At 34.2% G+C, this 24567-nt stretch carries 20 protein-coding genes; 3 read left to right on the forward strand and 17 right to left on the reverse strand.

Annotated features, from left to right (window positions below):
• Positions 1-147 precede the first annotated feature (147 nt).
• The 3 genes from ACYSNW_RS06435 to ACYSNW_RS06445 all read left to right on the forward strand — a co-directional run bounded on the left by ACYSNW_RS06435 (position 148) and on the right by ACYSNW_RS06445 (position 3175).
• Positions 148-546, forward strand: a complete 399-nt coding sequence (locus ACYSNW_RS06435; protein WP_461743661.1) for a response regulator — start codon at positions 148-150, stop codon at positions 544-546.
• Positions 547-758: 212 nt separating this feature from the next.
• Positions 759-1370, forward strand: a complete 612-nt coding sequence (locus tag ACYSNW_RS06440; RefSeq protein WP_461743662.1) for a MarR family winged helix-turn-helix transcriptional regulator — start codon at positions 759-761, stop codon at positions 1368-1370.
• The gene (locus ACYSNW_RS06445; protein WP_461743663.1) at positions 1370-3175 is read left to right on the forward strand and encodes an ABC transporter ATP-binding protein; all 1806 of its coding nucleotides are present in this window, start codon (positions 1370-1372) and stop codon (positions 3173-3175) included. Before ACYSNW_RS06440 ends, ACYSNW_RS06445 begins: the two co-directional genes overlap by 1 nt.
• Before the next feature lie 306 nt (positions 3176-3481).
• Here ACYSNW_RS06445 and ACYSNW_RS06450 read toward each other — a convergent pair whose 3' ends face one another.
• The 17 genes from ACYSNW_RS06450 to ACYSNW_RS06530 all read right to left on the reverse strand — a co-directional run bounded on the left by ACYSNW_RS06450 (position 3482) and on the right by ACYSNW_RS06530 (position 24538).
• Entirely contained in the window at positions 3482-3718 is a 237-nt protein-coding gene (locus ACYSNW_RS06450; RefSeq protein WP_461743664.1) for a hypothetical protein, read from the reverse strand.
• A gap of 12 nt (positions 3719-3730) precedes the next feature.
• Entirely contained in the window at positions 3731-4366 is a 636-nt protein-coding gene (locus tag ACYSNW_RS06455; RefSeq protein WP_461743665.1) for a hypothetical protein, read from the reverse strand.
• Between the two features lie 38 nt (positions 4367-4404).
• A complete protein-coding gene (locus ACYSNW_RS06460; protein WP_461743666.1) occupies positions 4405-4926 on the reverse strand; it encodes a hypothetical protein in 522 nt (173 codons plus the stop codon).
• Between the two features lie 9 nt (positions 4927-4935).
• Positions 4936-7083, reverse strand: a complete 2148-nt coding sequence (locus ACYSNW_RS06465) for a hypothetical protein (protein ID WP_461743667.1) — start codon at positions 7081-7083, stop codon at positions 4936-4938.
• A 744-nt stretch (positions 7084-7827) separates the two neighbouring features.
• A complete protein-coding gene (locus ACYSNW_RS06470; RefSeq protein WP_461743668.1) occupies positions 7828-9345 on the reverse strand; it encodes an ABC transporter permease/substrate-binding protein in 1518 nt (505 codons plus the stop codon).
• Positions 9338-10300 carry an ABC transporter ATP-binding protein gene (locus ACYSNW_RS06475; protein WP_461743669.1) on the reverse strand — a complete coding sequence of 321 codons (963 nt, stop codon included), beginning with the start codon at positions 10298-10300 and terminating at the stop codon, positions 9338-9340. Before ACYSNW_RS06475 ends, ACYSNW_RS06470 begins: the two co-directional genes overlap by 8 nt.
• Before the next feature lie 442 nt (positions 10301-10742).
• Entirely contained in the window at positions 10743-12515 is a 1773-nt protein-coding gene (locus tag ACYSNW_RS06480) for an oleate hydratase (RefSeq protein ID WP_461743670.1), read from the reverse strand.
• A 310-nt stretch (positions 12516-12825) separates the two neighbouring features.
• Positions 12826-13839, reverse strand: a complete 1014-nt coding sequence (gene ruvB, locus ACYSNW_RS06485) for a Holliday junction branch migration DNA helicase RuvB (RefSeq protein WP_461743671.1) — start codon at positions 13837-13839, stop codon at positions 12826-12828.
• A gap of 12 nt (positions 13840-13851) precedes the next feature.
• On the reverse strand, positions 13852-14463 hold the full coding sequence (gene ruvA, locus ACYSNW_RS06490; RefSeq protein WP_461743672.1) for a Holliday junction branch migration protein RuvA: 612 nt from the start codon (positions 14461-14463) through the stop codon (positions 13852-13854).
• 500 nt (positions 14464-14963) lie between these two features.
• The gene (locus ACYSNW_RS06495) at positions 14964-15116 is read right to left on the reverse strand and encodes a hypothetical protein (protein ID WP_461743673.1); all 153 of its coding nucleotides are present in this window, start codon (positions 15114-15116) and stop codon (positions 14964-14966) included.
• A 7-nt stretch (positions 15117-15123) separates the two neighbouring features.
• Positions 15124-16458, reverse strand: coding sequence for an APC family permease (locus ACYSNW_RS06500; RefSeq protein ID WP_461743674.1), 1335 nt, complete (start codon positions 16456-16458; stop codon positions 15124-15126).
• Between the two features lie 71 nt (positions 16459-16529).
• Positions 16530-18017: an amino acid permease gene (locus ACYSNW_RS06505; protein ID WP_461743675.1), complete on the reverse strand. Its 1488-nt coding sequence runs from the start codon at positions 18015-18017 to the stop codon at positions 16530-16532.
• A gap of 29 nt (positions 18018-18046) precedes the next feature.
• The gene (locus ACYSNW_RS06510) at positions 18047-19450 is read right to left on the reverse strand and encodes a C69 family dipeptidase (protein ID WP_461743676.1); all 1404 of its coding nucleotides are present in this window, start codon (positions 19448-19450) and stop codon (positions 18047-18049) included.
• 22 nt (positions 19451-19472) lie between these two features.
• Complete coding sequence (locus tag ACYSNW_RS06515) at positions 19473-20801, reverse strand: C1 family peptidase (RefSeq protein ID WP_461743677.1); 1329 nt, start codon at positions 20799-20801, stop codon at positions 19473-19475.
• 250 nt (positions 20802-21051) lie between these two features.
• A complete protein-coding gene (locus ACYSNW_RS06520) occupies positions 21052-22377 on the reverse strand; it encodes a PTS sugar transporter subunit IIC (RefSeq protein WP_461743678.1) in 1326 nt (441 codons plus the stop codon).
• Entirely contained in the window at positions 22378-23664 is a 1287-nt protein-coding gene (locus ACYSNW_RS06525; RefSeq protein WP_461743679.1) for an apiosidase-like domain-containing protein, read from the reverse strand. It lies immediately after the preceding gene.
• Entirely contained in the window at positions 23645-24538 is an 894-nt protein-coding gene (locus ACYSNW_RS06530) for an alpha/beta hydrolase (protein ID WP_461743680.1), read from the reverse strand. Before ACYSNW_RS06530 ends, ACYSNW_RS06525 begins: the two co-directional genes overlap by 20 nt.
• Positions 24539-24567 lie beyond the last annotated feature (29 nt).

Raw genomic sequence — 24567 nt, forward strand, 5'->3', positions numbered from 1 at the left:
AACAACCACTTAGGCACTCTCTATTCATTCCTTTTCCTTAAACGATATAATAATTTTATGTCATGACACATTTCATTCTTTATTCCTCCACTCTTTTAAAAGATGGAGAAGCACGGTTGTCGATGCCTTAACCATTGGAGGAACCCTATGAATATTTATCTATCTGAAACAAATTTACTAAAACGAATGTATCTAAAATATCTTTTAAAAAAATACTTGTCTTCTTATCGCAAAAAAACAATTAGAATTTACGCTACTTCGAAACTGAGTCGTTTAAGAGCAAACATTGGCTTAACTGCGCCTTCTAATATTTATTTTTTATCTGTTGATTTAAGTAAAGATTACGAATTGCAAACACTCAAAAAAATTAGATACAAGGATCCATTGGGTCATATTGTCTTGTTTACACTAAATACAAACTTGTTGGAAAAGCTATTTACGCATAAACTTTGTGTATTAGATTATTTGGATCAACATAGTTCTAAAGAAAAATACAAAGGAGCAATCAAAGAAAATGTTGATTTTATTTTAAATAATCAATTCTAACAATCTGCCTCCGATTCTTCAAGCTGCTCTTTTTCAACTCAAAACATTGATTCCAAGCACTTTTTCTTCTTATTATTTTCACACCCAATAATAAAATTTTATCCTTCCAATAAATTTATTTAGTTTTTATATTGACAAACAAACTAAATAGGTTTATTATTTATTTTGTTAGCTGACATATAAACTAAATAACTTTATTGGAGGAATTTACTATGAATACAAATAATATCTTAAATAAACTAATGGAAATCTCCCATCAACCGTTTTTAATTTTTGCTAATCGTGTGGAAGAAAAAACCGATAATGCGTTCGAAACATTACAATTATTAGCAAAAGAAGAGCATGTTACTGCTGGTCGAATTTCTGAGTATCTAGACATCAAGCCTTCAAGTGTGACACAAATTATCAAAAAATTAGAAGCTACTGGTACGATTGAACGAGTAAAATCGGAAGCAGATGCACGTGTTACCTTTGTTGTTTTGACAGAAAAAGGCAGAGAAAGTCTTACAGAACGTGGCGCTGTTTCAAGTGATCTAAAGGACGAATTATTCAAAGGATTTAGTGAAGAAGAATTAGAGCAATTAGAGGCTTATCTTACTCGCATTAGTCAAAATAGTTCTAGTGAAGAATTTCAAAGAAAGGTAAATGACATTTTTAGTGACGATAAACGCTGGCAACGCTTTGGAAAAATGTCTGCTCACTTTGGTCGGGCTCGTGAACAAATGTTAGAAAGAAGCCGATTTGATGAATTTGGCGGTTTTCCAGAAGACTTTCGTGGTGGTTTCGGTCGTGATGAACGCTTCTTCAACGGGAGACGGCGATAATGGGTGGCGGAAGAGGAGAAGATTTATCTGTCAAAAAAGACGGCACGAAATTTTCCTTAAAACAATTTGTAAAATTGATTGGGATCACTAAACCTAAATACCCACTTTTGATTATTGGTGTGTTGTTTTTAGTCGTTTCCTCAAGTGTCCAAATCTATGTTCCTAAACTAGCCTCTTCATTAGTCAATAATTTTTCCAAAGGAATCGACTATTCATTACTATTAAAAGTTGTCCTGCTTTTTATTACTTCCGCGATCGTTTCGGCGATCGGCGGGACAATTTTAGGGATTTTTGGTGAAAATGTCATTCAAAATCTGCGCAAAAAATTGTGGGAAAAATTAACTACATTAAAAGTGACCTATTTTGATACTGTTAAAGCTGGTGAAATCTCTAGTCGCTTAGTAAACGACACAACTCAAGTCAAACAATTATTAGCTACAACTTTTCCACAAACATTATCCAGCCTGATTTTAGTTATAGGTTCTGTTTATATGATGATTCGGATGGATTGGCAAATGTGCGCAGCTATGTTGGTTGCCGTTCCTATCGTTTTTGTAATCATGATTCCAATCATGACTTTTGGAACAAAAGTTGGTCATCTTAGACAAGAAGCCTTGGCGCACTTCAATGGAATCGCTAGTGAAACGTTAAGTGAAATTCGACTAGTTAAAACTTCAAACGCTGAAAAACAAGCACAAAAACGTGCGAATCTAGAAGTGGATCGATTATTTAAAGTCGGCAAAAAAGAAGCGATTTTTGATGCCACAATGCAACCATTCATGATGATGATTTTTATGAGTATGGTGTTTGGATTATTGGCTTATGGGATGCATAGAATAGCAATTGGTGCAATGGAAATCGGAACCTTGATGAGTTTTTTGATGTATCTTTTTAATCTTATTGGTGCGTTGCCTAGTATTGCTACACTATTTTCTGAAATGGCCAAAGCGGCTGGTGCAACGAAGCGAGTGCAAGAATTGTTAGAAGAACAACCTGAAGATTTCAAAGATGGAGAACTTGTTGATTTAGCTGGAAAAGAACTGACCGTTGAAAGCATTGATTTTTCTTATGAAAACAATGAACCAATTTTAACGGATGTTTCATTTGTTGCTAAACCGAATCAAGTCGTGGCTTTTGCAGGTCCTTCTGGTGGTGGAAAATCAACTATCTTTAGTTTGCTTGAACGCTTCTATGATCCAATGAATGGTACCATAAAATTTGGCAATATCAACATTCAAAATATCAATTTAACCAATTACCGTAGTCAAATTGGCTTTGTTTCTCAAGATAGTGCCATCATGGCAGGAACGATTCGTGACAATTTAACCTATGGATTGGATCAAACATTTAGTGATGATGAACTTTGGCATGTACTAGAATTGGCTTATGCGCGTAAATTTGTGGAGGATATGCCCGCTGGTTTATTAACCGAAGTTGGCGAACGAGGAGTGAAAATTTCTGGTGGACAACGGCAACGAATCGCGATAGCACGTGCCTTTCTGAGAGATCCAAAAGTGTTAATGTTGGACGAAGCAACAGCTAGTTTAGATAGCGAATCAGAAATGATGGTTCAAAATGCCTTAGCCAACTTGATGAAAGGACGTACGACACTTGTCATTGCGCACAGATTAGCGACAATCGTCGATAGCGATAGAATTTATTTCTTAGAAAAGGGAAAAATTACTGGCAGTGGCCCACATAATGAACTCGTAAAAACACATAGTACTTATGCAAAATATGTGTCTGAACAATTCAAAATGGATACTTCAACAGTTGGCAGAAAAAAAGAGCCTCTTACTGAGTAATTAAATTTTAATCAAGTATATATTTTATTGGTACAGGAACATTTTTTACGTTTCTGTGCCTTTTTATTACGCTACTTTAGCATGATAGATACTCAGTTCTGGTTAATCTGTTGTATATTATGATTCAAAAAAACTGCATTATTTTCCACAATTCAGAAACGACAAATCTCTTTATTACTTTCAATAGAAATAAATGGCACACTAAAATACATAATGCTTTTCATTTATATTTAGTTCAATCTATAGTAACTGCTACAGCCATAATAAAAAGTTTATTTGTAATTTTATTAGTAGAAACTTAGTAATCTAATTAATTTTCTTAGTTATTTTCTTCATTATAATTACAAATAGTATCAATAAAAATCCACCATATAGGAGAAAAAGATTATTTACTTTTTCTCCTGCCAATGGAAGATCTCCTTCTGTCAAAACTGTGTAGTAAATGCTATTACTTTCTTCAGTATGAGTAGTTTCAGAATAACCTTGAGAATCTGTTGATTCTGTTATTCCCAAGTAACCCTTTACTAAAACATCATTTTCCATAATGCCACCTAATTAATTCCAAGAAACAGAGTCAAATTTTAAATTCAAAGTATATTCAACACTCGTTTGTTGTGTAGCTGTTGCATTTCCTCCATAAGTAAATGTCGCTTGATTATTTACAGGTGAAGCAGCAGGATCTGTAGCTAACATTTGATTTTTACTGTTAGCTAGTGTAATCAATGGTGAGTTTACAGAAGCAACAAGAGCACCATTTTCAATCAACTTAGTTGAAGCTGTTGTTGCAGTATTACCGTTAGTTCCTGTTACTAACAAGTTTAATGCAAAATCATTTGGTACAGTTGGAGCTTGTCCAACAGTAGTAAAGCCGTTTGCAGTAACTGTAACTGGTCGTCCAGAATTATTCACAATTGAATACGTTGGAGCTTTGATTGTAGAGTCACTTGATGTATTATAAAAAATAGTTTTCGTTGGAACGGTAACATTAATCCAATTTGCATCCCCTTCTGGTATCGTTGCATCAGGATCTGTATTATCCGCACCTAACGTTCCATTCACTTGAATATCTGCAGATGTTTCACCGTTGATGGTTTGTTGACTACCTGCTTCCGTTCCATCCTCAGCAAATGCTAGTTGAGCAGTTCCCAAAATAATTGTTGATAATACGATTGTACTAATAATTTTTTTCATTGTTTGAATTCCTCCATAATAATATTATTTAAGTTTGGTTATTTTACATTTAATGTGACTCCTGCTGATACCTCTCCTTGTTTCTTTTTGGATTGAGGATCGTATAAACTGAAAGTAGCAGTTGCTTTATGTGTACCTGAAGATAATGGTTTTTCTAACTGTACTTGACTCACCTCCTCACCTGGATGGATGGCTCCAGAAGTATAAATCAATTTATTGCTTCCATCTTCTCTAATCTCTACATTTATTGGATAAGCATTGCTGGTAGGATTTTTTATTTGAAGCTTTCCTTGTTGAGTTTTAGCATCAATTGTGGCTGAAGAAGATATCATCATATTAAAATTACTCTCATCAACTTTTTGTTGTGCAAGTGTGGCAAGTTCTTCATCCGAAATTGATTTTGCATCTTTCCCTTCAGGCAAAAAATCACCACTAATAACAGACATTTCTTGAGGCTTAGTCTGAAAAAAATAGTAGTACGTTGCATATCCACCTAATAGTAGTAACAAAAGTAATAATAATAACCACCATTTTTTTCGTTGTTTATTTTCTTTAGTCAATCATTTCACCTACCCATCATTTTTTGTTTTTATATCAAACGATAATACATAACTAATCTTCTGAGGACCAATCAAGGGTCCAGAATAGTTCCCATTAAAATAAAGTATTGCTTGATTTTCTTGCCAATATGGATTAATAGTTAACGGATCACTCGTTGGCGTACTGCCCTCTGTCAGTGAATCCCAGGAAACTTGTTGGTTTGTTCCAGTATTTTCACCAATAAGATTTAAGGTCAATTCTTGGTTTCTTGTAACAAACTGAGAAACTAAATCAATTTCTAATGAACTATTAGAATTCTTAGTTAATTTTTTTAAATCAATGGACATCGGTACATTTCCTTGATTGATAATCGTATAATTATTCGTTGTTTGTTTTGTATTAAAACTTCCTGGAATAGGACTGATAAAAGATATTCCGTCTGTTGGCAATGTCAGGCTCTTATAAATCGGGACTTCACTCGTTTGTTCAGTCCAAGGACTATACAGCAAATAACCGGGTACACGATGATCATCAGCTTTTGCATAAGTATAATATTTTTTAGGATTCAAGTTCGTAAAACTATAGCTTGTGGATTCTCCGACACTATCAGCTTTAACACTGGTATTAGCTAATCCATTGCTTTTTTCAATACTCTGTTGAGAAGTGTCCGAAGTAATATCATTCCCCGTGTAAAGCCTTTGATCTGATAATTTATAGTAGACTACTTCACTTTGTGTTTTCTCTGGAGACCATTGGTTAATCATGGCATCAACACTGCTAACATTTGGACCAACTTTAGCTTTAGCAGAAAAATCAGTTATTGCAGGAACACGCCCGTATAAAACAGATTGTCCGTTTGAAATACTCGATGAACTAATAGTTTCAGTCGCACCTGAAGCTAAATTAGGTCGTAAAGTTTTTTGTTCTCCACTAATAAGGTAACTAGTAATATATTTATAGTTATCTGTATCTTTTCTAGCAACATTAATACTCATACTTCCTAAGGCTTTTTTTGATGAATCATCTGTATCAAAGAGGACATAATCGGGAGATGTCACGTTTACTGTTGGGTTACTTCCGCTAAAAGAGTTAGCAGAAGTTGTAAATTTCCCAGTTGCATCTTCGTCAAAACTAAGTAATACAGTACCAGAATTTGATAAGGTCGTTGACGATGACGAATAATTTGTTCCATGTATAGCATGATAGTTAAACGAACCTTGTTTTGCTACTGATAATGATCCACCAGCATAAGTTAAATCTCTTTTACTTGTTTCAATATCAACAGAAGCGTTCTCTTCTACAGTAATAACTTGGCTTGTACTATAAAAAAGAGCTAAAGAATCGGTTGTATCATTGTAAATAGTCGTTTGACTGGATGCTGAAAATACGACTTGGCGAAATCCTTCTACAAATTCTCCACCAGAAGTAGAGCCAGAAGAATGGAAAGTATTTTTACCTTTAAAGGTCAGCGTATTATTTACATTGTTATTTCCCCAAAAAGGCTGCGCTCCTTTGTTAATGTTATAGTTTATATTTTCCATTGTGAGCGAAACATTACTATTATTTGTATACAAAATACCATAATAGTTACTATTCGGATAAGTTTCGTTACCAAATTGAATATTCTTATATGTAATATTGATTCCATTGGCTCCTGTTTGAAAATGACGAGTTGAGTATGATGTCCCATTATATAAAATAGCATGGCCATTTCCATCTAAAGTGGTATTTTTATTAATCGTAAAATAGGTATCACTATTTGTATAAACAATGTCATTACCTAGCTGGATAGTAATTTGTGTTTGTCCTTCGGGAATCGCAAGCTGAAACGCTTCGTTCAACTCCTTCGCATTTGTCACTATCACAGGATTGTCCACTGTCCCTATCCCTGTTAAAAGAGCAGTCGCTTCAATATTGTCATTTTCAGAAATTTTATCATTTGATTCTATTGAATTTTCACTAGTTTCTTGTTGCGTCATTTTTGTTGAATCTTTTGTTGCTTCAACCACTTCACTACTATTTGAGCTGTAACTAGAATTTGTCTCTTGAGTTTGATTATCATCTTTACTTTCTGATAATGAACTATCATCGCTACTTTCACTCATCGCACATACTGGTTGACTGGCGAGTCCAAAAATCAAAAATATAAATAACAATATATATAGTTTTCTTCCCACTTCATCCACCACCCAAATTATATCTAAATTAATATAAATATACTCATAAATTTATAGCTACAGGATAATTAACTATCATCCGCTTATTAACATAACTCATTTACTATTATTTGTAAATATTTTTGATTTTTATAATAAATGAACTGAAAATGGATTTCATTAGAAAATTAAAAAGAAATATAGAAAAATATCTTTTTAATAAAAATATCATAGTACAATAGAAGTAAACGTTACAAAATTGAATTCCGCATGATTGAATACACTATTAATTTAAAATGTATTCGTATAATTTTTTATTTTTTCTAGCACAAACAAAGTATAATTTAAAATATAAATAGGGAAAAACATATCATTACTGTTCTTTTGACCTATTTATTTAAATTATACTATCGTTATTTCTAGAATTTTTTCGACACATCTATTTGCGAAATTTCATCAAATTTCCTTTCCTTAAATACCTTATCATTGGTTAGACACTTTTTTTTTAGACAAAACAAATCTTTAGCATTCAAATTTTATTCTTTATATTGTTCTTTAAAATGGATTAATTAATTTGAGTGATGAAAAATAATAATCAACTCCAGATAGCACAATTTCCAACTATCCAGAGCTGATTGTTTCTATACCAACATCTATTTTTATTTTTTTACTAATTAAATAAAATAATCATCACTGCTTGTCTACAACTTTTCAGAATCGTTATTTAGCTAAAAAATATATTAAACAGTCTGAATTACACACAGGTTATCTTTCCAAAAATCCATGTTCGATTAAATAATCATGTGCAACAACTGCTGGATCTTTTTGTTCGACATTGACTTGATAATTCATTTCGCTCATTTCTTCTTCTGTGATTTTGCCAGCTAATTGGTTTAAAATACCTTCTAACTCTGGATATTTTTCCAATGTTTCAGCTTTCATTAATGGTGCGCCTTGATAAGGTGGAAAAAGACGTTTATTGTCTTTTAACGTGACTAAATCATATTGTTTCAGCTCACTATCGGTTGAATAAGCATCCACGATTGCAACATCTCCATTATTAATTGCCTGGTAGCGCAAAGAAGGTTCCATCGATTTCACATTCAACGATAAGCCATAGACTGTTTGTAAGCCTCGATTACCATCCTCACGATCATTAAATTCCAAAGTAAATCCTGCTGTTGCTTGACTCTGCACTTTTTTCAAGTCTTCAATCGTTTCTAATCCATTTTCTTCAGCAAAACTTTTTTTCACCGCAATGGCATAGGTATTCTCAAAAAGCATTGGATCTAAGTACACTAAGTCTGCTTCTTTTTTGATTGCATCGCGCGCATATTCATAAACTTCTCGGGGATCACGTGAAGTATTGGTATTGTTTGGAATAAATGTTTCTAGCACCGTCCCAGTAAATTCAGGATAGATATCGATTTCGCCAGAGGTCAATGCACTGTAAAGAAAGCTTGTTTTACCGAAATTAGGTTTTAAATTAACCTTGATATCACTATTCTCTTCAATCAATTCTTTATACATATTAATAATAATATCTGGTTCTGAGCCCAATTTTCCTGCAATTGTTATTTGTTTATCTTCAGATCCTCGGTTCATATACCAGAAAGAGCCACCCAATAATACCAGTAATAGTAAAAAAGCACCGAAAATCTTTTTAATACTAGCTTTTTCAAGTAAATGAATCCCGTAATTAAAAAGAACGGCTAAAACTGCTGAAGAAATTGCGCCAATTAATATTAAAGAAATATTGTTGCGATCAATTCCTAATAAAATAAATGTTCCTAACCCCCCTGCTCCAATCAATGCTGCTAAAGTCGCTGTGCCAATGATTAAAACGGTTGCCGTTCGAATACCAGATATAATATAAGGTAACGCTAACTGAATTTCAAATTTCACTAATTTTTCTTTTCTACTCATTCCAAAAGCTTCTGCTGCTTCTTTTAGTGATGGATCAATTTCAGTTAATCCCGTATAAGTATTTTGTAAAATCGGAAAAATTGCGTAAATAACCAACGCAATAATTGCTGGTGGTGTTCCGATTCCAATAATTGGAATCAATAACCCTAACAACGCAAGCGAAGGAATCGTTTGAAAAATTCCTGAAATTTGTAAAATAATTTCAGCAATTTTTTTGGACTTAAGCAAAATAATTGCCGTTGGAATGGCAATCACTATCGCAATCAAAAGGGATAGTAATGACAATTGGATATGTTCTACTAATGCTTGAATATATTCTTCTTTGCGCTCTGTAAAAGTCGCTATTAAATTAGTCATACTCAGCCTCCACTTTTCCCATTTTGGCTTCTATAAAACGTAAAATCACCTGTTCATCAATTATCGCCTGTTGATTTTCAGCGACTACTACCATTAAAGGTCCTTCTGCATTGATTTGTTGAATGACTTTTACTAAGTTCGTTTCTTTGGCAACTAGCGGATGATTCGTTCTCGATTCCTCACTTACTTCAAGAAATTCAATTAAATCGACTACACAATAATTTTCGATATTCGCTGCATCTTCTTTGAAAAAATGAGCAACAAAATCAGAAATCGGATGACGACGAATTTCATCTGGCGTATCTGTTTGAACCACTGAGCCTTCATTCATAATACAAATTCGATCACCTAAACGAACTGCTTCATTCATATCATGGGTCACAAAAACAATGGTACTCGCTAATTCTTGATGAAGTTCCTTGATCAAAGTCTGCAATTGCTCTCTAGAAATCGGATCTAACGCACTAAACGGTTCATCCATTAAAATAATATCCGGCTTAGCTGCGATGGCTCGTAAAATCCCTATTCGTTGCTGTTCTCCACCAGAAAGTTCTGCTGGTTTTCGATGCGCATAGTCTTCTGGAGCTAATTGAACCATTTGCAATAATTCTGTCACTCTTTCTCGTCGTTGTTCTTTTGACCATTTTTTCATCTCTGGAATCAATTCAATATTTTCCGCAACCGTCAAATTAGGAAACAAAGCAATCTGTTGCAAAACGTACCCAATAGTTAATCGAAGTTCTCTTAATGGATAATCAATCAACCTTTTTCCATTAAAATAAATATCACCTGTCGTTGGTTCAATTAAACGATTAATCATTTTAAGTGTTGTCGTCTTGCCACTCCCGCTGGGTCCAACCAAAACAAAAAACTCACCATCTGCAATTGTTAAATTCATTTCTTTTAAGACAAGCTGATCACCATACTTTTTGGTTACATGATTAAATTCAATCATTGGTTCACTCCTTCTGTAAAATTTTAGTGTGATACATAAAACAACAGATCATTCTTCTATCAACAAAAATTTTATACTTTCAAGTATGACTGTTTCTACTTGAATAAAAAAGTACGCACTTTTTTGTTTGCTGCTAACCTTTTAGTAACAAACATCTAAAACAACCTTTAACAACAATAAGAACACACGTTTCTATATAAGTATAACTTAATCCTCTTTTTCTTTCTAATATATAGTTTGTTCAAACTAAAACGAGAGTGGGCAATAATCAGATTTTTGCTGACTATTGTCCCACTCTCTTTTTTGTCATTTTAGCGAGTTATCGCGTATATCTCCTTGCTCTCTTTATAAAAGTCAAAAAGATTTTCAATCTATCCGTACCAATTAAAGCATTTCTAGTGAAGATTTACTCAATAGTACTGTGAGTAAAAAATTACTCAAATCAAAGTAATTTTGCATTTTTTAAAAGTTCTTCAAGATAAGAACCTTTAATTTTCTTAAGCGTATGCTTCTCTATTTCTTTTTCAATTAAAGGCAATTTTATTTCTGATAAATTGTTATGGTCGTTAAGATAGTAAATTGTTTGCAATAAAATTCGTGCATCAAAAGCAGAACCATAAACTTCTGGAACCCCTCGTTTAATATCTAAGAAGGTATATACGGCTTCCATAGCTGTTCGAACAGAATATTCCGTGGTAAAGACGGTATCGCGTTCAGTTTCGGCAAAATTTCCAATAAAAGCTAAATTTTGAGATCCTTGCGGGACAACCAAAGGTCGATCACCAACAGCTCTTGGCATAAAATAAGAAGTGATATATGGCATATGTGCTGGCACTGTAGTTGCGCCATTTGTTGCAATATCCTCGATTTCATCCTGTGGTACACCAATGTGATACAACCATTCTTTGCATAATTCAATCCCAGTACAGTCAGTTATTTTTTTCTTAACATAATCACCTTCTGTAGTAGAAAGTAAGCCATATACCCAAACAATTGTTTCATTCTCGTTTTGCGCTTTAAACACTGGTTGACGACTTATAGAATAGCCATATAACCAACTAGAATCCTTGATTGTGACTGGTCCACTAGTTACAATCGATCCACTATGAGGATCTTTTTTACTAATATTTTTAATATACGGAATTGCTCGATCATCTTTTAGCGTTATAGTTCCAGAAATTACCCAATTTTCTTCTGGAATATTTTTACAAAACTTATCAGGATTCCCAAATTCTGGGAATTGTTTGGCTAAGTTTTGCCATAAAGACCAAGCAGTTCCTAATTCATATTGCTTAGAAGGAGCAGTTGTACTGTTGCCATAAGTTGTACTTTCAGTGATCGATCCATTTGTCACAAAGATTAGATCCTCTTTAGTCAACTGAACGATCTCTTCCTGACCATTCACTACTTTAAACAACTTAGTTGCAACTTTTTCATTGCCCTGTTCTTCAACCAAAATATTAGTAACCGTTGTATTGTATTCAAAGTTTACCCCATGTTCTTTTAAGTAACTGATTAAAGGTAAGACTAAGGATTCATACTGATTATACTTAGTGAATCGTAAAGCAGACATGTTAGATAACGTAGCGATTTGATGTACAAAGCGGAGTAAATAGCGGCGCATTTCCATAGCAGAAGCCCATTGTTCAAAAGCAAACATCGTTGCCCAATAGAGCCAAAAATTCGACTCAAAAAACTCGGCACTAAAGACTTCATTTATTTTTTTATCATTTAGTTCTTCTTCAGTCATTAAAGTTAATTCAATAATTTCTTTGATCGATTTTTCAGATAAAGTAAGTTGCCCATCGGTAGCTAATTGTTGCCCTCTATTTTCAATTACTCGCGTATGAGAAAAACTTGGGTCATTTAAATTCAAACGATAAAATTCATCCAAAACAGATAGTCCTGGAGAATCCAGTGAAGGAATCGAACGGAATAAATCCCAAAGAGTTTCGAAATGTTCCTCCATTTCTCGACCACCTCTCATAACAAATCCATCTTTAGGTCTCATCGCTCCATCTAAACTTCCACCTGGCAAAGGTAATTCCTCTAATACATGAATTTTACTACCATCCATTTGTCCATCCCGAATTAAAAACACGGCTGCAGCAAGTGAAGCAAGTCCTGATCCCACTAAATAAGCTGATTTTTTGTCACTATTTTGTGGCTTTTCTGGTGTGATAAATGCTTGATAATTCCCGTTAGAATGATTCATAATACGTCCTCCTCTACATTGATACCTTCATTCTAATAGCGATGTTTTAAAACTACAAAACATAACCATTAAAAATCTGTGTTATCTATACAAAAACAGATAACTGTACTAGATAGCGCAACGATTAGAAAGATTTTGTTCACTTTTTTCGATAATGATTCCTGTAAAGATTTAAGATACAAAAACACAAAAAAGCAACCAACCACAAATTTTAAAAATAGACTTCGTGATTGATTACTGGTTTGAACTTTATAAAAGATTTATTTCAATTTAACTTGTTCACGTTCAAAAAACTATTTGAGCGACTTCATCATTCTTCTTGATACAGTGAGTCATAGCCAAAATGTTGATAAGCTAATTCTGTGACTACTCGCCCTCTAGGGGTACGTTTAATAAATCCCTTTTGGATCAAATAAGGTTCATACATATCTTCAACTGTTTCGGTTTCTTCACTTATATTCACTGAAAGTGTACTTAGACCAACTGGACCGCCACCATACAATTCGATCATCGTTTTTAATAATTTTTGATCCACATAATCTAATCCTTGATTATCTACTTGTAAAAGGATTAATGCTTGATCAGCGATCTCTCGATTGATTACACCATCCGATTGAACTTGAGCAAAATCACGAACACGTTTTAACAGTCGATTGGCAATTCGCGGGGTTCCTCTTGATCGGCGGGCGATTTCAAAAGCTCCCTCTTCAACGATTTCTGTTTGAAAAATATCCGCAGAACGTAAAACAATTTCTTTTAAATCTAAATCGGTATAATATTCCATATGCGAAATAATTCCAAAGCGATCACGCAAGGGAGCAGATAACATTCCTGCTCGCGTTGTTGCTCCAATTAAAGTAAATGGTGGCAATGGAAAATGAACTGGGTGTGCCGTTGTTCCTTGTCCCACCATAATATCAACATAAAAATCTTCCATTGCAGAATACAACATTTCTTCTACCACTCGAGGTAAACGATGAATTTCATCAATAAACAAAACATCGCCTGGTTCTAATTCATTTAAAATAGCGACTAGATCACCCGGTCGTTCGATAGCAGGGCCACTCGTCGTACGAATATTGACGCGCATTTCATTGGCAATCACCATTGCCATTGTCGTTTTTCCCAAACCGGGAGGACCATAAAGTAACGTATGATCTAATGCTTCTTCACGATTACGAGCGGCTTCGATATAGATTGTCAACTCTTGTTTGACTTTATTTTGACCGATATATTGCGCTAAGTATTGTGGTCGTAGTGATTTTTCAAGTGATTCTTCCCCTTCAGAACTTTCCCCTGAAAGTAAGCGTTCCTCTTCTGTCATAACCCTTCCTCCTTAGCGTTTCATCATTAATTTCAACGCATTACGTAAATAATCATCTGTTTGTTGCGGCTCTAGTTCTTCTAATTTAGGTGTTACTCGTTTAATTTCTTTTTCGCTATAGCCTAACGCACTTAACGCTTCGATTGCTTCTGCTAATGATTGATTGTGTGCTACGCTGACTGAAGTATCTGCCATTGCTTGAACAGCTACTGCTGATGTTTCTAACTCGCCAAGTTTACCTTTCAAATCAAGAATCATTTGTTGCGCGGTTTTTTTACCCACGCCTGGAAACTTAGTCAAATAGGTAGCATCTTCATTTTCAATGGCATTGATCAAACCGCCATGATCCTCTGAAGCCATGATCGCCAACCCACTTTTCGGTCCGATCCCAGAAACACTGATCAACTTTAGAAAAAGCTGCTTTTCTTCCAAATCGTTAAATCCATAAAGTAAATGAGCATCTTCTCGAATCACTTGATGTAAGTACAATTTCATTTCTGTCTCTGTTTTACCAGAATAACGATATGGATTACTAACCGAAATTTGATACCCAATTCCATTTGTTTCAACAACAATATAGTAAGGACTGATAAACGTCACTTTTCCAATGATATATTCGTACATTTTTTCACCTTTCTCACTTACGCTTTTAATGCGTACATACGTTTCTATTTTAGCATATCTATAAGTAAATCAATAGCGGGAAAAATATATTATACTAAAGACAATCCTTTGGGTAAAAAATGGACTGAGATAAAAGGAAGCTGATTCCAATACCAATTTGGCCAAAAATGATTAAAAAGCTACAATTTTTACTAGCTGTGCAAAAAAAAACCATAGAAAAACTAAAAAAGCTCAAACGAAATACCTACGGAAATAAACAACACAAATAAAAATTTGAAAACCTCCAACTAGAAATTACTAACTATCTAAGAAAAATCTTTCCTATTTTTGTACATAATTGCTTAGTACAATAAAAAAGGAAGAACCAGCTAAATTCACTGATACTTCGAATCTAGCTGGTCTTCATGATTAATTTATCTCTAACTATTTTTACTCGTATAAAAAGCTTAAATCAATTGTTTGAGAATGAGCGCTTCGCGCAGAACAATTACTACCACTGACTAGTTACGCCTTTGAGTTGTCCAATTTGAACTTCCTTTAGTAACAGTTAAGCCACATCTATTTTCTTGTGCTAATGCTAGTAATTGTTGATTAATTTCAAACACACCTAATTTTTCTATTTTCTGTGCTTCTTTTAGATTCACGTTTAGCACAAACTCATCACCCTTCATTGTTCTTAATTTTAGCAAAATAAACAATGACCCCTAAAGCAAAAACTACTGCCATTACTAAAACGACATTCAATTTGAAGTTAGTTAATAGATACATAGAAATGGCTAACGCTAAAATCGGTACAAGATAACCACCTTTTAGACTGAAACCATTATTAGGAAATTGTTTAGTCTTTTTAAACTTAATGACTGCAAGAATGGACGGTACATATTGGATAAATGAAACTAATACAATACAAGAAACTAAGAAAATATAACTAAATTGAGTCATTACAATACTGATGATTGAGGTAACAATCACGGCAATAAAAGGCGCACCATATTTATTTTTTTTCCCAATTGATGCCGGTAACAAATTATGTTCTTCTGCTAAAGAAGCGGCTAGTGCTGGTGTACTAAATGAAACAGCAAATGCCACACCAAAGATAGAAATCAACATTCCTAAGATAATAATTGCATATGCCCATTGACCCACACCGATTTTCATTGCTTCAGCAATCGGTACATCGTATTTTACGATCGTTGTTCCTAAAATTCCGATAGCAACAACTTGAACCAACGTATATAAGACCGTTACACTAATCATCACATAAATCAATGCTTTAGGAATATTTTTTTCGGGATTTTTCATTTGTGCCGCTGCTACTGGAATAAACGAAAAACCGCTAAACATATAGAATACTACACTAAATGCTGACCCAAAATGACTCATAAAACTATGTGTATCCGTAACTGTACTAGGAACAATTGGTGAAAAGTTAGTACTTTTAATAAAAAAAGCACCTAATACGATAAAGAATACAATGATAAATATCTTAAATGCAGAAGAAACACTATTAATCAATTTCACAAGTGACGTCCCAAACATATTGATGACCGCTAATAAAATGATTAAACAAGCTGGAAATAGGATTTTAACCGTGTTACTTCCTAACACTGGAAAAATATTTTTCAATGTTCGTAGTAACGCAACAGATTCTGCTGATAAAGTTAAACAGCCTAAAAACCAAGAAAACAGACCAATTTGAAACCCAGTGAATTTTCCAAATGCATTATAAGAATATAACCAAGCCGCACCTGATCCAGAAAAGCGACTTGATAGATCTGCATAACACAAGGCAATCATACTAACTGTAATCGCCGCACATAATAGGACAACGACACTCATAACACCCATGTCTTTATAGATTTCTTGTGGTAATAAAAAAGCACCTGACCCAACAATTGCATTAATTCCTAAAAAATAAATTGAGATAAAAGACAATTTGTTTTTATTTGAATCGCCAGCTCCATTACTAGTTACTGTCTGATTTGTCGTAGCCATTTTAATCCCTCCAATAAAAATACCGTTCACTTAATTAGAGACCCTATTCGGTGCGAACGGTATTCATTTACTTAATTTGTTTTATTTATAACTTCTGAATTAGCTGGATTATTTTTCCAACTTTCTTTTCTATTTTTATAAATGATTAACGGAATAACAAAGATAATACCTGAAAATACAAGAACAAATACTAAATTTAACAAGGTATTGTTCATAAATGTTATTGTTAATGCAAATACAATAGTAATCAATAATAAGATTGAGAAGAAATAAGCTAACCCATTACCTTTTTTCCCAACACGGAATGGATGTGTTTCATTTGTATTATGTTTTCTCATACTCATGTAACCAATCGTCATTAACGCATACGCTAAACAATAGATGACAGTTCCACTATTTGTAATAATGATAAACACTTTATTGATGCCAGGAATAATGACATAAGCTACTGATAGCAAAGAAATCGCAACTGCTTGGACAATTAATAACGTTGGGCAAGCATTAAATTTGTTTGTTTTCCAAAAGTTAAATTTGGGTGGGAAATCTCCGCTGATGGCACTTTCTGTAATTGTTTTTGATGCACTAACAAACCAAGTAGACATATTTGTTAATACACTGACGATTGTCATTAAACAGAAAATTTGTACTAAGATATATGGCAAACCTAAGCGTTCTGCAAATAATTGTAAAGGTTGAACGCCATTATTTAATTGAATTTTTCCCGCTGGAACAACGTTTGCGACTAAGAATGAATTTGCTAAAGACATGACTGCTAACATAATTAAAGCAACAATTACTCCTTTGGCATATTGCTTAGATGGATTCGTTAGACGTGTGATGAAAACAGAGGACATTTCAATTCCTAAAAAGATAAATATCACACCACTAAAATACATACCCGAACCACTTGTTAAAGATTTCGGTAATAATTTTGAAGGTTCAAAAGTGCCCAAAATACTGTGTGGATTAAAACCAAATTTGATAAATGTATATAGTCCTAAAACAAATAGCATCACGACTGGAATATAGAAACCAAGCCAGATACCAAATTTCCCATTGATTTTGGCCATATCAAATTTTAAGTTCAGCAAAGTCATCGTCCATACTAATAGAAGAATGACAATTAATGTATACATTTGATTTTCAATAAGTTCTTCTTTTCCTATTAACAAAGCGACGGTAGGCGCAAATCCCGTTCCTACAACCGTCATAGCTGGAAACATGGCACACCAAATTAGCCACGAAGTGACAAAACCCCATTTCGGACCTAGTGTATTTTTTACCCATAATTCAGGCCCGCCTTTTCCTGGAAAAGTAGTGCCAAATTCACCAGAAATTAGGGCAATCGGCAAAGCAAAGCCGATTGTCGCAATTCCCATGTATAAAAACATATTCCACCCTGTTGCAGTTAAAGTTGAGTAATACGGACCCGCAACAAGCGCAAATGTCAAACCAATAAAAGTTAATAAAGTGATTTTAGATAGCGATTTTGTTGGTACCTTACCTGATGCAGCAGGAGGAGTATTGATTCCTTTTACTGAATTTTGATTGTTGTTCATTTTCTTCAGACTCCCTTTCCTATTATCGTTTAGACATCTTTAGTAATATCAAAGGTCAGTTTAGATAACCCCAACCCTTGACTTACTAAAGAGCCGATTTGTGTCATCGCACTGTTGTTCATCTCTTGCGCATTCGCTTCGTTTTTCTTTGTTAAATATTCTGTTAATGCTTCACCTGTATAGTTTTTCGCTTCATTATCTGTTAAATAAACCAAGTGATTAGCTAATGCTTTAGCATTTGATAAATAGCCAAAATTTGAAAAAGCTAATTTGTCATAATTACGTTCTACTAGAACAGCTAAGGTTCTTGAAACCCAGTACGCTTGATGAATATCGAAGGTTAATGACGTATCATTATATAATGATGATGTGTCGTTACTATTCGCATAGAATGGAACATACGGATTAAAAGCAGTTGGACTACTATTTATCCAAATCAACGCAGCGAATTCCGGATCGACATTATTTCTGATTTCTAACATATGTGATTCAGCGGTACGATTCATCGAAATGGGTCGAAATGCACGCGCGGAAACAAGATCATTTTCATTAAATGGATCATATTTAGTTTCATCATAATGAGAACTTAACACATACCCCACATCTTCTGTGGTCAATTTATGTGCTGGTTTAAAGGTAAATGGCATATCGTCTGCGATTGGACTCGTATTTTCATGTCCAAATACCTTTTGACCATACCAAACACGAGCAGTATTGTACTTACGATCTTGCAAATTACTTGTACCAAAAATATGTCTAAAGTTAAATGTAGCTGAATCTGGGTTCAATGCATGTTCTTCTACAAAAGCTTGAATTCCTTTTGAATACATAAAATTCGCAGCATCTTCAAAGTCAACTTCTTCAATAATTGATTGATTCGCAATCACCGCACAATGATCCTCTGGAATCCGTTGAGCGACCCAATGATGACCGCATGGAATTTCCATATACCATATTTCATCTTTATCGCTAAAAATAATGCCGTTTCCTTCGTGAGAGCCATTCTTTTCAATTAATTTCCCAACATACTCTACGCCTTCTCGTGCAGAAGTAATATAGGGTAGAACCATATTTAATAGTGAGTCTTCACCTAGTCCTTGTTCGGTCAAAGGATCAATTGCCAAAACAAAAGTATTCCCAAAAATACTTTCAGTCGAACTCATTGCCACATTCAATGAATTGATTCCTGCTTCACCAAAAATTCCTAACGTTTCTTTTTCGACAAAAGGAATCATTTGGTACCGTAACGATTTAGATGGATATTTTTCTGAGAATTTTGTTAACACAGAGTGATAGATACCGGTAGTTTTACTGTTTTCTTTTACAGTGATAAATTTGACTGGTTGAATCGGTGCTTCTGTATCACAATTTCTGGCAATAATTGTAGATCCTGTTCTTGATGCTTTTTTTCCTACTAATACTGTTGTACACATGGCTATTCCTTCTTTCATTTAGTTAAGCAATTGGGTTCATAGGATTCCAAAAAGGTAAAACAACTGGTTTAGAGATTAAAATTGCTTGTTGCTCTTTTGATAACAATGATTTTTTTACTACAACTTCGAAAACATAGTCATCCATCCATGCATCATCCATTACAAAAAAGCCATTATCTCCCACTTTATCGCCCCAACTATTTTCAACTTTCCATTTTGTTGGTAAATTGTCGTCTAGATCCACCCCACTGATAACCATCGCATGAGTTGGTAAGCTTTCTTGATAATTAAAACGTTCTCCTTTGGTCATTTCAAAATCAACATCAAATAATGTAGCAAAATCGTATAAATCGTGTGCCATTACTCCTTTATTTCGATCACTGGATTGTAAAACATCGCAACCAAACCAGACAGGCTCATTCGCTTTAAGCTGCTCAATCGTCATCTTTTTTAATTCATTCATTTCTACGTTCAAATATTGATTAGGTATGCCATCGACCATATTGCCAGAGTAAGCCACTTCATATAGTGTATTACGCGGCATATCCTCCGTTGGCACATTAATAATTCCTACATACTCACTTAGATCCAAATCAATATAGTCTTTGTAAAATTCTAAAGGTGTCAATTGTTTAAAACTTTGATAGGTTTTATCTTTCGTATAAAAAGAAAAATCGATTTTTTTCGGAGGCATCCCTAATGAAATAACTAGCATTCGAAATACTTCTCTAACTAATTCATCTTTAGCTTGGTTAATTTCGCTCTCCGTTGCTTGTTCCTTTTTCATTTGACGAAGTTTTACAGCGTCTTTACGTAATTTTTTATTAAGCATTGTATCTAGTTCAGCTGAATTAATACTACAACTTGATTCAGGCATGGCTTCCTTCGGCACAACTCCATACTTTTCAATAAGAGAAACGATTAAGTTCCAATCACCGCCATCTTGTTGTGGTGTTTTTAATAAATACCGCACAACTGGATCGCCTAAAGAGTCAGTTGCTGTTTCTAAAATATTTTCATAAAAATAATTGGCTTTTTCTAGTTTGTCCCAAAAATACATATAGTTTTGAGACAACTCGACAGTTTTCATATTATATTGTTTTTCAATATGAAATCGTAAAATATTTAGACAGGCAAACATCCAACAACGACCACTTTGATTTTGATTTGCAACTTTTTCGCAATCAACATCAATCGAAAAGATAAAGTTATTCGATCCAATTGAAGCCCCATTTTCCGCTGCTTTGAATATCCCATTTGTAGTTACTGCATTTTTTGCAACTACATCTTTTTTGGTTTTTAAACATTCATTCAACATCGAATCAACTGTTTCCTTCGTAATTTGTTCCATTAAAAATCATCCTTTCTTCATATTTTTTATTTATCTACGTATTTGATTCTACCCTCAAAAAAACAAAAATCATCTCAAAAGATGTCGTTTCGTACGACATTTTTTTCAAAAAATATAAAAGAGACAAAAGCAAAAATCGCTTTTGTCTCTTTTACATAAAATTAAAACTCATACTTTTTGAAAAAAATTCTTTGAAGTTACCTATTAAACTGAAGAGGATACAATGATGAAAATTAGTACTGACTATTTCCTAACTCATTGTTTCTTGAGATACACCTTGATTTGGCTTATTTTCTTTCCTTTTTTCTTCTTCAGCAGCTACTGCTTCGTTTTTAAGGTTCTCTTTATCCAATAACTTAACAAACGGAAGATAAAGTATACAACCTGCTAACACACAAATGATTTGTAATAATGCAATTTGCCAGCCACCTGCTAAAAATCCATTCAAAAAAATTGGTGTTCCAAATGGCACTTGAATTCCACTAAGTCTTGGGAACAAACCACTCCAAATAGCTACATAAGCGATTGAAGCTTGTAATAGTGGTGTTAAGATAAATGGAATTGCCATGATAGGATTTAAAATCAGAGGTAAACCAAAAACCATCGGCTCATTGATTGTGAAAAAGCCAGGAATCAAGCTCAAGTTTGCAACAGTTCTTGATTGTTTTGATTTAGCAAATAGTAAAATCATAATAATTAGAGCAAGCGTTCCACCCGCTCCGCCAATCCCTCCAAATAGATCATAGAACGATTTACTCAAAATGTTAGGCAATTCTGATCGTGGTGTCCCTATCGCCAAAGCATCCATGTTTTGAACATCCATTGGCAAGTATAATGCTGTAATAAAGCTTCCAACAACAAGTGAACCATGAATACCAAAAAACCAAAGTACCATTTGTACCAGTATAATAAATAGTAAAGAACCTATACTAGATGAAAGATTTTGTAGTGGTGTTGCCAAAATTTGATAAATAAAGTCAGAAAAAGAACCGTATGACGTGAAGCCAAACAACCAACTAATAATAATCGCCACAAACCCTGTGATAATTGCTGGAATAAGACCTGCAAATGTATCTGTAACAAATTGAGGAACACCCGTCGGCATCTTGATTGTTACATTTTTTTCTAAAATAAAACAATAAATTCTTGAAAAAACAAGCCCACAAATCATAGCAGTAAACAAGCCTTGTGCGCCCAATTTACTCATATCAAGCGTTTTCACTTCATCTATAACCAAAAGAGGTGTCATGACTAAAAAAGAAAATAATGAGACGATTCCCCCAGCTATAGGTGATTGATGAAATTCTGTTGCTAAACGATGACCAATTAAAAAGGCAGCATAGACTGAAATAAGACCGACTGTAACACTATAACCTAATGAAAAATAACCTCCAATATGAATTGTAGTAATAAAGTTTTTCCACGCATCTATCGGTAAAACCGCCAATAATAATGCAATTGAACCAATAATATTAATCGGTAAGGTTGCCATCAACCCGCTTGAAATTGCTTTTAAATATTTGTTATTAGAAATTTTGTCTGCAAATGTTAAAACACTATCCATGTATTTATCCATTTATCTCACTCCTCGTTTATATGCAATAATCAACACATCTTCTTGACAGGTATGTGGCTCAATTATTGTTTCGTTATCCTTCACTCTGTAATCCGCTTTAAAAAACTGGTTCCCACTTAGATCAATCATAGTCAATTGGTACGCCGAAAAATCGATTGCTACTGTAATTGCCGTGTTACTCGGAATATAAATCAAGTAGTAGGATTGATCATCTGTCGTCGCAATACGAATTTGTTCATCTCCTTTGATAAGCAACTCATTTTTAGGAATCAAATTAGTAATCCCTAACAATTCGAAAAACTGTTTAATAAATCCATAGTCGTTGGCACCTGGTAGTTGCAATGCATCTGGCCAATGCATTGGACGATCAAAAGCTTCCCCCATATTTTCTGAAAAAGTTGCTGAAAAGCCATGCCAGCTCCAAATACCATGCGCCCCATAGGTAATGCCTGCGCAAGCACCAGAAAGAATAGATTGCCAAGCTGCTTTACGAACATCCTTTTGGCTAAAACGACCATATTCTTTTCTAGCAAACCCCATCTGTTCGTAACAAGGTTCTGAATTAATAATCGGTCGTTTAGGTGTTCGTTGATAGAACTGTTCCGCTAAGGAATATGGCATATCTAAAAATGAACGATTATGCCCCGATTGATATAAAAATAAATCTAATGAAGTGATGATTGATTCAGGAATGTCGTAAAAACGACCTTTGATATGAACCGTTTTTAATGTTTTTGGCGAGTGTTTATTAAAAAAAGCAAACGCATCTTCGTATGTTTCAATCGTTTCTTGTGTCGGAAAATCGGTATCTCCACCAATAAAATAAATCGGAGAAAATTGATCAAAATACTCAATGACCTTCTCAAAATAGGTATGTCTTGCTGATAAGGGAATGATATTTTTTTCTTGATCTAAATCACTTGCCCATGTTCCAACGACATAATTTGCCCAAAGTACTACTAAGGATAAGGTAAATCCTTGCTCTGTTGCTAGTTGACACAACTCTTGCGCACGAATAAAATACGCGTCATTGATTTGAGAAAAATCATAAATTCCATCATTCTCAGGAAAAGGTAAAAAATCAAATGACCCCTTACTTCGATCCCATTGTGGCAAAATATTGATTTGTAACGTATTAAACCCTTGTGCTTTTCTTTTTTTCAAATAAATGATCCATTCTTCTGTTTGAATGCTTGTAAAAGCACTCCAACATGTGTCCGCTAAGTAAAAGAAATGATGATTGTTTCGCAATAATGTTCTTCCATTATCATTTACTTTTAGTTTCAATTCCTGTCACTTCCTTTTCATCAATATAAGGACTTAACCACTCTTCGCAAAGTTCAAACCATTTCGCAACATGCTGATTATAGTGGCTTTGTTTTCGAGCGGTTGTTCGATCAGCTAAAGCCAAACCATGTTCCCCTTTTTCAAAGATATGCATTTCAAACGGAACGTCAGACTCACGCAATTTCATCCCAAGTTTTAAAGAATGATCGACATCAACTAACACATCTTCAGTCGTATGCCAAAGAAAAGTTGGCGGCGTCTTCTCATTTACATAATTCAAACAATTCATTTTTTCTACGATATCTAACGAAGGGTTTTTCACTCCAAAAAATCGTTCATTAGCTGTCAATGGTTGTTTCATTAATGTTGCTCCAAATCCTAATTCATCCTCTGCAAAGGCTTCTTTTTGACAGACTAAGGGGTAACCTAAAATCGCTAAATTCACTTTTAGATAATCATTTGTGGTATCTAGTTTTTCAGCTAGAAGCGGATCATGCCATCGAGTAGCCATTTGCAATGCCAAGTGCCCGCCAGCCGAAAAGCCACAAATTATGATTTTTTCTTCATCTACTAACCAGTCTTCTGCATGTTTCCGAACATACTTGATCGTTTGAGCGGCTTCTACTAAAGCATTTTGTGGCACATTTTTCACTTGGTCTTTCGTCGTATACCACAACACTGCACTATTTAAACCAATACTGTTAAATTTCAATGCAATTGTTTCTGCTTCTCTATCACTAGTAAAAGCATATCCGCCGCCTGGACATACCACTACTAATGGTTTCTTTTTGCCTACATTGTATTCTTGAGACCGATGAAGTAGATACGTATCAAAGTAAGCAGTTGCATTTAAGTGAATCCTAGTTACCTCCATCTTTTTCCCTCTATTCTAAAAAATTTATA

This window comes from Enterococcus sp. LJL99 (assembly GCF_054871725.1).

Excerpts from the sequence above, each read along its gene's own strand:
- ACYSNW_RS06455 (WP_461743665.1), bottom strand. The coding sequence starts at position 4,366 with ATGAAAAAAATTATTAGTACAATCGTATTATCAACAATTATTTTGGGA.
- ACYSNW_RS06520 (WP_461743678.1), bottom strand. The coding sequence starts at position 22,377 with ATGGATAAATACATGGATAGTGTTTTAACATTTGCAGACAAAATTTCT.
- ACYSNW_RS06445 (WP_461743663.1), top strand. The coding sequence starts at position 1,370 with ATGGGTGGCGGAAGAGGAGAAGATTTATCTGTCAAAAAAGACGGCACG.
- ruvB (WP_461743671.1), bottom strand. The coding sequence starts at position 13,839 with ATGACAGAAGAGGAACGCTTACTTTCAGGGGAAAGTTCTGAAGGGGAA.
- ruvA (WP_461743672.1), bottom strand. The coding sequence starts at position 14,463 with ATGTACGAATATATCATTGGAAAAGTGACGTTTATCAGTCCTTACTAT.
- ACYSNW_RS06475 (WP_461743669.1), bottom strand. The coding sequence starts at position 10,300 with ATGATTGAATTTAATCATGTAACCAAAAAGTATGGTGATCAGCTTGTC.
- ACYSNW_RS06510 (WP_461743676.1), bottom strand. The coding sequence starts at position 19,450 with ATGTGTACAACAGTATTAGTAGGAAAAAAAGCATCAAGAACAGGATCT.
- ACYSNW_RS06450 (WP_461743664.1), bottom strand. The coding sequence starts at position 3,718 with ATGGAAAATGATGTTTTAGTAAAGGGTTACTTGGGAATAACAGAATCA.
- ACYSNW_RS06470 (WP_461743668.1), bottom strand. The coding sequence starts at position 9,345 with ATGACTAATTTAATAGCGACTTTTACAGAGCGCAAAGAAGAATATATT.
- ACYSNW_RS06505 (WP_461743675.1), bottom strand. The coding sequence starts at position 18,017 with ATGAACAACAATCAAAATTCAGTAAAAGGAATCAATACTCCTCCTGCT.
- ACYSNW_RS06515 (WP_461743677.1), bottom strand. The coding sequence starts at position 20,801 with ATGGAACAAATTACGAAGGAAACAGTTGATTCGATGTTGAATGAATGT.
- ACYSNW_RS06500 (WP_461743674.1), bottom strand. The coding sequence starts at position 16,458 with ATGGCTACGACAAATCAGACAGTAACTAGTAATGGAGCTGGCGATTCA.
- ACYSNW_RS06480 (WP_461743670.1), bottom strand. The coding sequence starts at position 12,515 with ATGAATCATTCTAACGGGAATTATCAAGCATTTATCACACCAGAAAAG.
- ACYSNW_RS06435 (WP_461743661.1), top strand. The coding sequence starts at position 148 with ATGAATATTTATCTATCTGAAACAAATTTACTAAAACGAATGTATCTA.
- ACYSNW_RS06530 (WP_461743680.1), bottom strand. The coding sequence starts at position 24,538 with ATGGAGGTAACTAGGATTCACTTAAATGCAACTGCTTACTTTGATACG.
- ACYSNW_RS06440 (WP_461743662.1), top strand. The coding sequence starts at position 759 with ATGAATACAAATAATATCTTAAATAAACTAATGGAAATCTCCCATCAA.